General features: G+C 72.3%; 6 protein-coding genes. 4 read left to right on the forward strand and 2 right to left on the reverse strand.

Annotated elements, in window-relative coordinates; genetic code table 11:
- Both LOY02_RS15520 and LOY02_RS15525 read right to left on the reverse strand, forming a co-directional pair.
- Nucleotides 1-2,287: AAA family ATPase (locus LOY02_RS15520; protein WP_317183268.1), on the reverse strand; the 2,287-nt coding region annotated here is incomplete at its 3' end.
- 332 nt (nucleotides 2,288-2,619) lie between these two features.
- Complete coding sequence (locus LOY02_RS15525; RefSeq protein WP_317183269.1) at nucleotides 2,620-3,072, reverse strand: hypothetical protein; 453 nt, start codon at nucleotides 3,070-3,072, stop codon at nucleotides 2,620-2,622.
- A gap of 237 nt (nucleotides 3,073-3,309) precedes the next feature.
- On the opposite strand from LOY02_RS15525, the gene LOY02_RS15530 reads away from it, so the two are divergent.
- The 4 genes from LOY02_RS15530 to guaD are packed head-to-tail and all read left to right on the forward strand — an operon-like array spanning nucleotide 3,310 to nucleotide 9,357.
- Nucleotides 3,310-4,827, forward strand: coding sequence for a xanthine dehydrogenase small subunit (locus tag LOY02_RS15530; RefSeq protein ID WP_317183270.1), 1,518 nt, complete (start codon nucleotides 3,310-3,312; stop codon nucleotides 4,825-4,827).
- Nucleotides 4,824-7,217, forward strand: a complete 2,394-nt coding sequence (gene xdhB, locus LOY02_RS15535) for a xanthine dehydrogenase molybdopterin binding subunit (RefSeq protein WP_317183271.1) — start codon at nucleotides 4,824-4,826, stop codon at nucleotides 7,215-7,217. The genes LOY02_RS15530 and xdhB overlap by 4 nt, the downstream gene beginning before the upstream one ends.
- Nucleotides 7,214-8,071: a xanthine dehydrogenase accessory protein XdhC gene (gene xdhC, locus LOY02_RS15540; RefSeq protein WP_317183272.1), complete on the forward strand. Its 858-nt coding sequence runs from the start codon at nucleotides 7,214-7,216 to the stop codon at nucleotides 8,069-8,071. Before xdhB ends, xdhC begins: the two co-directional genes overlap by 4 nt.
- The gene (guaD, locus tag LOY02_RS15545; protein WP_317183273.1) at nucleotides 8,068-9,357 is read left to right on the forward strand and encodes a guanine deaminase; all 1,290 of its coding nucleotides are present in this window, start codon (nucleotides 8,068-8,070) and stop codon (nucleotides 9,355-9,357) included. Before xdhC ends, guaD begins: the two co-directional genes overlap by 4 nt.
- The last annotated feature ends 128 nt before the right edge of the window (nucleotides 9,358-9,485 follow it).

The following is a 9,485-nucleotide window of genomic DNA, read 5'->3' on the forward strand; positions in this document are numbered from 1 at the left end:
TCATGATGTGCGGCGTGAGCGGGTCCGCCTCGGCTGCCTCGGCGAGCAGGGCCAGCGGACCCTTGCGCAGCTCGTAGACCATCTGCCCCTGGTGGTCGATCTGCGGCCGGAAGCCCTCGAAGAAGTCCTCGTAGGAACTGCTCGGGTGGAACTGGACGATGTCGCGCTTGGCGGGGTCGGGCTGCAGGGCCTGGGCGAAGCGCTGCGCGAGGTAGGTCTTGCCGGTGCCCGGCGGCCCGTAGAAGATGACCTGCTTCTTCTCCTCGAGCAGGGCCTGGATCTCGCGGAGGAACGCCTCGTCGATGAGCAGCTCCTTGGCGGCCTCGCCGAGGGCGTCGTGGTCGGGCATGAGCGCCTTGTCGGAGCGGCGCATGAGCCAGTAGGCGAGCTGGGCCTGACCCCACGGGTCCTCCGGCAGGAGCGGGTCGAGGACCTGGCGCAACAGGGCGTTGGTCTCGACGTGCATGCGACCGCGTGACTTGCCCTCGGTCCACCGCGCGGGACCGCCGAGGCGGGCGAGCATCGCGATCTTGCCCGACTCCCCCGCGAGCGTGAAGAGCGGCAGCCAGTGCTCGGGGTGCGCGATGGCGAAGAGCTTCATGACGACGCTCTCGCTGAAGCCCTGCACGGGCAGGTCCTCCGTGCCGAGGACCGAGTTGATCCGCTCCTCGTCGCGCCCCTCACCCCAGAGGAGGTAACGCACCATGAGGCGCAGCTCGTCGATCCCGGCGGCGTCGAGCGCGTTGATCGAGCTGATGAGCACCGACTGCGCGCCGATGTCGCCGTAGCCGCGGGTCGACACGATGCGTTTGAAGGTGGGCAGGTCGAAGGTCTCGAGCCCCTCGCGGGAGAGCGCGGCAGCGAAGACGCGGCGCTGCTCCTGGTGCCAGGCGTCCCGCTCGTTGGGGTAGGGCCGCTCGGCCTTGAAGATCTCGACCTCGGACTCGAGGTCGGCCATCGCGCTCAGCTCGAGGCTCGGGTCCTCGGGTCCGCCCCGCTGGCTCGACGAGATGAAGCGCAGCAGCGGGGTGAGGGCTCGCGCCGTCGTCGCGATCTCGTCGGCGAAGTCGGCCCGCCCGAGGGCGCTCGTGTCCTTCCACCACTTGCCGACGAAGGTCTCGCCACCTGGGTACTCGCGTCCCACGGGCTCGATGCGCCCCTCGCCGGCCGCGCTGCCGTCGTCGTGGACGCGGAGGAAGGTCATCCCGCGCGGCAGGTGCGACTGCATGAGGCCACCGACCTCACGGTGCTGCTCGTCGCTCTCGCCCTCCCAGCCGCCGTGGAGGCCGAAGGCGACACCGGACGGCGTGACCCACAGTCGGAAGCCCGGAGCGCCCGCACCGCCGACGAGGATCCAGGACGCGTAGAGGTCGGACCGGTAGGCGGAGTCGTCACCCGCGTGCTGCTGGAGGGCGAGCGTCGGCGCCTCGAGGTAGAGGCCGGTCTCGGCGGAGAGGCGCTCGATGAGGCTGTCGGAGATGTGGTCGGCCTCGCCCCGGAGCTGGCGGGCGAGGTCGGCGGCGCGGTCCTCGTGCTTGGCGTCGGCGTAGCCGGTCGACGGGCGGAAGTCCGCCGCGAGCTCCGCGGCCTCGACGCACACGTCGACGACCTTCGGAGCGATGCCGACGAAGGCCTGGGTCTCCTTGAACCACCACAGGATCCGCGAGGCGTAGCGGGGGTCGTCCGGGCGGAGGGCCGAGCAGAGCGCCGCGAACGCGACGTAGCGCTCGGCGTGGGAGAGCCCGCGCTCGAGCCACCCGAGCCGCTGGAGCATGTGCGGCGCGTTCTCCCACATGAGCGGCCACTCGCCCGCGTCGTCGGTGGACCAGAAGAGGGACAGGACGTAGGCCGTCTGGGCCGGGCTCGGCGCCCGGTGGCCGCGCGAGCCTGAACGGGACAGGAAGGCGTCCACCGACTGGAGCTTGTCGGACGCGTCCTGCGGTGAGGCGGGTGTCTGGAGCGCGGTTGCCAGCAGCTCGATGACCTCGGCGTGGTCCTCCTCGCCGCGCCGGACGAGGGCCGCCACCCACGGCCCGCCCACCGGCCCGAAGCCGACGTAGGGACCGTCCTTGCGGGCCCAGTGCCCGAGCGCCTCCTTGAAGGCCATGAGATCGCCCGAGGCCACGAGGTCGGCGAGGATCTCCCGCAGCTCGCCGTTGCGTGCCGTGCGCTCCGCGTCCATCTCGGCGAAGAGCGCCTTCGCGTCCTGGTCCGCCTCGGCCGCTCGCTCGATCAGCGCGTACTTCGCGCGCCAACGCTTGACGTCGACGCTGTCGGTACGTGTCATGCTGCTCCCTCGCCGCCCCGGGGGCAGGGGCGTTCTTGCTGCTGCACGCGTGGAGGTGCGTACAGGACGCGGGCTAGGTTACCTGCCGGTCGGGCCCGGGGGAAACGTGGATTGCTCCCGTTTTGCCCCCGCCGGGGACCGAGGAGGGCACCCCGACGTTGCCCTCCCGACAATTCACCGAGTATGCCGCTGGGCTCAGTGGGCGGGATCAGCGGGGTCTCCTTCGGGGCTGGGTCGCGGCTGGGCACGGCATCCGACCGTACCCCCTCCTCACCGGATCGCTGGCCTCCACGCCCGCCGGGGTCACACAGCGGCCAGCTGCTGACTCGTGCTCAGGCTGCGTCCGAGTCCGACGCGGAATCCGACGCGGCCTCCAGCACAGTGACGCAACCGGGGACCGCGAGCGCCACCCCGAGCAGCCTCAGGCCGCATGCCCGGCACACCCGGTCGAAGGCCTGCCGCAGCTCTCGGTCCCGCTCGGTGGCTGAGGGCGCACCGGGGCGGGCGATCGCCATCACCACGGCGGGGACCCCGGACGCGGCGATCTCACCGAGGATCGTCGTCAGCCGGGCCTCGGCCTCGTGCGGGGGCGAGGCCGAGTTGACGCTCTCGACCATGACCGGCTGAACGAGACGGCCATCGGCGTGGCAGAGCAGGAGGGCGACGCCACCAGCGGCACGGAGCGCCTCGAAGACGGCGAGGTCGACCACGGCTTCGAACAGGTCCGGGTCGGTCAGGGGTCGGCGCGCCCAGTCGTCGGGCAGGTCGTGGCGGGTTCCTGTCATGGCACGAGCATCGCCACTCGGCGACCGGCGGGTCCGGGGTTGTCCACAGCCTCAGGCGGCGTGCGGAAAACCCGGGCCAATCAGGTGGGCGACCGGGCACCCACGTCGTACGATCGAAGGCACCCCGGCCGCTGTTCTGCATGGATAACCAGCGGTGCGGAGCGACCCGTAACCATGCCTGGTCGACCACGCGGTCGGCCGGCGGTACGGCGCGCGCGGCGCCCGAAGGAGGGGACTATGGGCTCCTTGACGGAGGCACAGATCACCGAGTCCGACCCGGGCAGGCCCGGCCCGTCCGCTCTGGCGGTGTCGGTGAACGGCCGACGGCTCTCGCTCGGCGGCGTGGAGCCGCACACGTCCGCCCTCGACTGGCTGCGTGAGCACGGGCTGACGGGAGCCAAGGAGGGTTGCGCCGAGGGCGAGTGCGGTGCGTGCGCCGTCCTCGTCGCCCGCCCGGACGTCGCTCGAACCGGTCAGACACAATGGACGGGGATCAACGCCTGTCTCGTCGCTGCGGCCTCGCTCGACGGGCAGGAGGTCGTGACGAGCGAGGGGCTCGGGTCCCCCGACTCGCTCCATCCCGTGCAGCACGAGCTGGCGGTGCGCGGCGGATCCCAGTGCGGCTACTGCACGCCGGGCTTCGTCTGCAGCATGGCGGCCGAGTACTACCGCGCCGGGCGGACCGATACCGCCGATCCCGACACGGATCCCGACCCCGATCCCGGGGTCGGCGCGAACGGCTTCGAGCTCGAGGCCCTCTCCGGCAACCTGTGCCGGTGCACCGGCTACCGCCCGATCCGCGACGCGGCCTACGCGGTCGGGTCCCCCGCACCGGATGACCCCCTCGCCGCCCGGCGGGACCGTCCTTCGCCACCCCCGCCGCGCACTCGCCTCACCGGATCGACGGGCATGTACGCCCGGGCCGTCGACCTCGCCGACGCGCTCGCGCTCCTCTCCGAGCACCCCGGCGCCGTCGTCGTCGCGGGCTCCACGGACTGGGGCGTCGAGGTCAACCTCCGCGCCGCCCGCGCGCCCTTCGTCGTCGGCATCGACCGGGTCCCCGAGCTGCGGACGTTCGAGGTCGGACACGACAGCGTCGAGGTCGGGGCCGCGCTCACGCTCTCGGAGGTCGAGACCGCGTTGGCGGGCCGGGTGCCGCTCGTGGCCGACCTGCTCCCCCAGTTCGCGTCCCGCCTCATCCGCAACGCCGCCACGATCGGGGGCAACCTCGCCACGGCGTCCCCCATCGGTGACGCGGCGCCCGTCCTCCTCGCCCTCGATGCGACGGTGGTCCTCGCCTCTGCCGACACGGAGCGCGAGGTCCGCGTGGCGGACTTCTTCACGGGATACCGGGAGACCGTCCGGCGGCCGGACGAGCTCATCAGGGCGGTCCGGATCCCCCTGCCCCTCGGCAATGTCACCGCATTCCACAAGATCGCGAAACGCCGCTTCGACGACATCTCGAGCGTTGCAGCGGCCTTCGCACTCACCGTCACCGACGGGGTCGTCACCAGGGCCCGCGTCGGGCTCGGCGGGGTCGCGGCCACCCCGGTCCGGGCCCACGCCACCGAGGCAGCACTCGAGGGGCAGCCGTGGACGCCCGAGACGGCGCTGGCCGCCGCTGCGGTGATGCGCGAGGAGGGCACCCCGCTGGACGACCACCGCGCCAGCGCGGCCTACCGCACAGCGATGCTCGGCACGGCCCTGCTGCGCCTCCAGTCAGAGCACCCTGGTCCCGAGGAGGTGGGCGCATGAGCCGCCTGTCCGAGCGTCCCGACGGGGGCGTCGTCGGCCTCGCCATCCCGCACGAGTCTGCCTCGCTCCACGTGACCGGCGCCGCCCTCTACACCGACGACCTGGCCGGACGGATCCCCGGCCTGCTGCACGCCCATCCGGTTCAGGCCCCCCACGCCCACGCCCGGGTGGCCCGCCTCGACGCCTCCCCGGCGCTCGCCGTGCCCGGCGTCGTGCGGGTCCTCACCGCCGACGACGTCCCGGGGCTCAACGACTCGGGTGTCCTCGGGGACGAGCCGCTCTTCCCGTCCGAGGTGATGTTCCACGGTCACGCGGTCTGCTGGGTTCTCGGCGAGACCCTCGAGGCTGCTCGGATCGGGGCAGCAGCCATCGCTGCAGAGGGGGTCGACTACGAGCCACTCCCCGCGATCATCACGCTCTCGGAGGCGATCGGGGCACAGTCGTTCCAGGGCACGCCCCGGCAGGTCCGCCGCGGCGACGTCGAGGCGGGCCTGGCTCGATCCGCCCACGTCTTCACCGGCGAGATCGAGTTCGCCGGGCAGGAGCACTTCTACCTCGAGACGCATGCCTCGATCGCCCTCGTGGACGAGGGCGGACAGGTGCTCGTGCACAGCAGCACACAGCACCCGACCGAGACCCAGGGCATCGTCGCGCACGTCCTCGGGGTGCCCCACCACGAGGTCACCGTGCAGAGCCTGCGCATGGGAGGCGGCTTCGGCGGCAAGGAGATGCAGCCGCACGGCTACGCAGCAGTCGCGGCACTGGGGGCGACGCTCACCGGCCGCCCGGTCCGGGTGCGCCTCACCCGGACCCAGGACATGACGATGACCGGCAAGCGCCACGGCTACCACGCCTCGTGGCGCGTCGGCTTCGCCGAGGACGGGCGCCTCGAGGCTCTCGATGCGACCCTCACCTCCGACGGCGGCTGGAGCCTCGACCTGTCCGAGGCCGTCATGGCGCGGGCGCTGTGTCACGTGGACAACGCGTACCACCTTCCCGACGTGAGCTTGTGGGGCCGCATCGCCCGGACCAACAAGACCTCCCAGACGGCGTTCCGCGGATTCGGCGGTCCCCAGGGCATGCTCGTCATCGAGGACATCCTGGGGCGGTGCGCGCCACACCTCGGCCTCGATCCCGACGAGCTGCGCCGGCGCAACCTCTACAGCGCGGGGCAGACGACTCCCTACGGTCAGGAGGTCCGGCAGCCAGAACGGCTCGTGCGGGCCTGGGACACGCTCGCGGCGAAGTCCGACCTCGCTGCCCGCCGCGCGGAGATCTCCGCGTTCAACGAGGCGCAGCCCCACACCAAGCGCGCCCTCGCGGTGACGCCGGTGAAGTTCGGCATCTCCTTCAACTTCACGCCGCTCAACCAGGCGGGCGCGCTCGTCCACGTCTACAAGGACGGCTCGGTCCTCGTCAGCCACGGCGGCACCGAGATGGGCCAGGGTCTGCACACGAAGATGGTCCAGGTCGCGGCAACCGCGCTCGGTGTGCCCTTGTCGCGGGTCCGCCTCGCACCGACCCGCACCGACAAGGTGCCCAACACCTCGGCGACGGCCGCGAGCTCGGGAGCTGACCTCAACGGCGGCGCGATCAAGGATGCCTGCGAGCAGATCCGGGCGCGGCTGGCCGAGGTCGACGGCGACGCGGGCCTGCCGTGGGAGGAGCTGGTCGCCAAGGCCTACCTCGAGCGGGTGCAGCTGTGGGCGGCGGGCTACTACCGAACCGAGGGCCTGACCTGGGACGCGACCACGATGCGGGGCTCTCCTTTCAAGTACTTCGCCTACGGCGTCGCGGCGGCGGAGGTGGAGGTGGACGGCTTCACCGGCGCCTACCGGACCCGCCGCGTCGACATCGTCCACGACGTCGGCGACAGCCTCAGTCCGGTCGTCGACATCGGTCAGATCGAGGGCGCCTTCGTCCAGGGGGCCGGGTGGCTCACCCTGGAGGACCTGCGCTGGGACGAGGGTGACGGTCCGAACCGTGGTCGGGTCGCCACGCAGGCCGCGAGCACGTACAAGCTGCCGTCCTTCTCCGAGATGCCGGAGGTCTTCAACGTCACGCTCCTCGAGCACGCTCACGAGGACGGTGCCATCTACGGCTCGAAGGCGGTCGGTGAGCCCCCGCTCATGCTCGCCTTCTCGGTGCGCGAGGCGCTGCGGCGAGCCGCTGCGGCCTTCGGCCCACCAGGGGTGAGCATCGACCTCGCCTCGCCGGCGACGCCGGAGGCCGTGTACTGGGCCGTCGAGCAGGCCCGCAGCGCGCTGCCCGGCGGTGCCGGCACAGGCTCCAAGGGGCCGTATGCCGCTGGGCTCGCTCCGGGGAACGGCTCCCCCGGTGCCCCGGTCGTCCCCGGAGACGCCCCGAGGGTCTCGGAGGTGCCGTCGTGAACTGGCTGCGCGCCGTCGAGCACCTGAGGGCCGAGCGCCGACCTGGGGTCCTGGTCACCGTGACGTCGGTCCGCGGTCACGCGCCACGTGACGCCGGGTCAAAGATGGTCGTGGCCGCGGACGGCGTCTGGGACACGATCGGCGGCGGGAACCTCGAGGCCACCGCCATCGCGCGGGCCCGCGAGCTCATCGCGTCGGGCCACGGCGCCCCCGAGACGCTGACCCTCACCCTGAGCGACCGGGCGCAGTCGGAGCACGGCCAGCAGTGTTGTGGCGGCGAGGTCTCCGTCCTGCTCGAGCCGCTCGCCGTCGTGCCCGCGGTGGCGATCTTCGGCGTCGGGCACGTGGGTCTCGAGCTCGCCCGGATCCTTGCGCGGCGCGACGTCGAGCTGCACCTCGTCGACTCGCGTGCTCAGGTCCTCGAGCCAGAGCGCCTCCGACCGCTCGCCGACGCGCTGGCGCGGGTCCACGTGCACCACGCGCCCGTCCCCGAGCTCGTCCTCGGGCAGGTACCGGCCGGGACCCACGTGCTGATCATGACGCACGACCATGCCGAGGACGCAGCCCTCTGTGACGCCGCACTCCGGTGCACCCACCTCGGCTCGATCGGCCTCATCGGGTCGTCGTCGAAGTGGCGCCGCTTCGAGTCCCTCCTGGCCCGTGAGGGCCACGCAGCCGAGGCGATCGCTCGGATCACCTCGCCGATCGGCCTGCCGGGACTCGAGGGCAAGGACCCGTCGACGGTCGCGATCAGCGTGGCCGCCGCCCTCGTTCAGGCGTTCGAGCGGGACGCAGCATCAGCGGCACACGGCGGAGCAGCGGCCCAGGCTGCGACGCAGGCGCGCCCCCGATGACCATCTTCCGCGGCACGGTCCTCGACACCCCTGACGGCACGGCCCCCGGCGGCATACGGCTCCGGTCCGAGACTGACGCTGCGCTCGTCGTGGTGGACGGCAGGATCACGGCCCGAGGTCCCTTCGCGGAGACGCTTCGGGCCCACCCCGGGCACGACGTCGTCGACCTCCGTGGTGGGCTCATCCTCCCCGGGCTCGTCGACACCCACGTCCACTATCCGCAGGTCCGCGTCATCGGAGCCCTTGGTCTCCCGCTGCTCCAGTGGCTGGACGAGTGGGCGCTGCCCGAGGAGGCGCGACTCGAGTCCACCGACTACGCCCGCGCGGTCGCCGAGGAGTTCGTCCGCGGTCTCGTCTCAGCGGGAACGACCACCGCCCTCGTCTTCGGCTCCCATTTCGCGGCCGCCGTCGACGTCCTCTTCGAGACAGCCGCGCGCAGCGGCCTGCGGGTCACCGCCGGGCTCGTGGCAAGCGACCGGAGCCTGCCGGAGCCGCTGCTCACCACGCCGGACCGCTTCTACGACGAGTCGACGGCACTGGCAGAGCGGTGGCACGGGGTCGGGCGCACCCGCTATGCCGTGACGCCGCGCTTCTCGTACTCCGCGAGCGATGAGATGCTCGACGCGTGCGCCTCAGTCCTCAAGGACGTCGACGGCGCGTGGTTCACGTCGCACGTCAACGAGAACGTCGCCGAGGTCACCGCCGTGGCCCAGCTCTTCGCCGCTGCCGAGCACTACGTCGGCACCTACGACCGGCACGGCCTCCTCGGCTCGAGAGCGGTCCTCGCTCACAACGTCCACGCGACGGACCCCGAGCTCGACCTGCTCGCCGGCCGCGGGGCCTCGGTGTCCCATTGCCCGACGAGCAACGCCTCGCTCGGCAGCGGCATGTTCCCGATGCGTCGGCACGTCGGGCAGGGCGTGCGCATCGCGCTCGGCTCCGACGTCGGCGCGGGGACCGGATTCTCGATGCTCAAGGAGGCGCTCCAGGCCTACCTCGTGCAGCAGCTGCTCGGGCCGGACGGTCTGCCGTTGACCGCACCGGACCTGCTCCACCTCGCGACCCGGTCTGGGGCGCTGGCCCTCGGACTCGACGATGTGGGCGACCTCGGCGTGGGCAAGCAGTTCGACGCGATCTGGGTCCGACCCGCTGTCGGCCTGCCGCTCGACGTCGGGCTTCGTCACGCGGCGTCCCCCGAGGACGCCCTCGCCAAGACGATCGCCCTCGGCGGTCCCGCTGACATCGCCGCCGTGTGGGTCGGCGGAGACCGCCTCACCCCGCCCTGACCACCCCCACCCCAACTCGAGTGGCCCCATCGTCCACAGGACCGCTCAACTCGAGTGGCCCCATCGTCCACACGACCGCTCAACTCGAGTGGCCCCACTGTGCACGGGCCAGCCCGTTGGCCCGTGGA

Origin of the sequence: Intrasporangium sp., from assembly GCF_032907665.1 — a bacterium.
Taxonomy (GTDB): Bacteria; Actinomycetota; Actinomycetes; order Actinomycetales; family Dermatophilaceae; genus Intrasporangium.

Excerpts from the sequence above, each read along its gene's own strand:
- LOY02_RS15525 (WP_317183269.1), bottom strand. The coding sequence starts at position 3,072 with ATGACAGGAACCCGCCACGACCTGCCCGACGACTGGGCGCGCCGACCC.
- xdhB (WP_317183271.1), top strand. The coding sequence starts at position 4,824 with ATGAGCCGCCTGTCCGAGCGTCCCGACGGGGGCGTCGTCGGCCTCGCC.
- guaD (WP_317183273.1), top strand. The coding sequence starts at position 8,068 with ATGACCATCTTCCGCGGCACGGTCCTCGACACCCCTGACGGCACGGCC.
- LOY02_RS15530 (WP_317183270.1), top strand. The coding sequence starts at position 3,310 with ATGGGCTCCTTGACGGAGGCACAGATCACCGAGTCCGACCCGGGCAGG.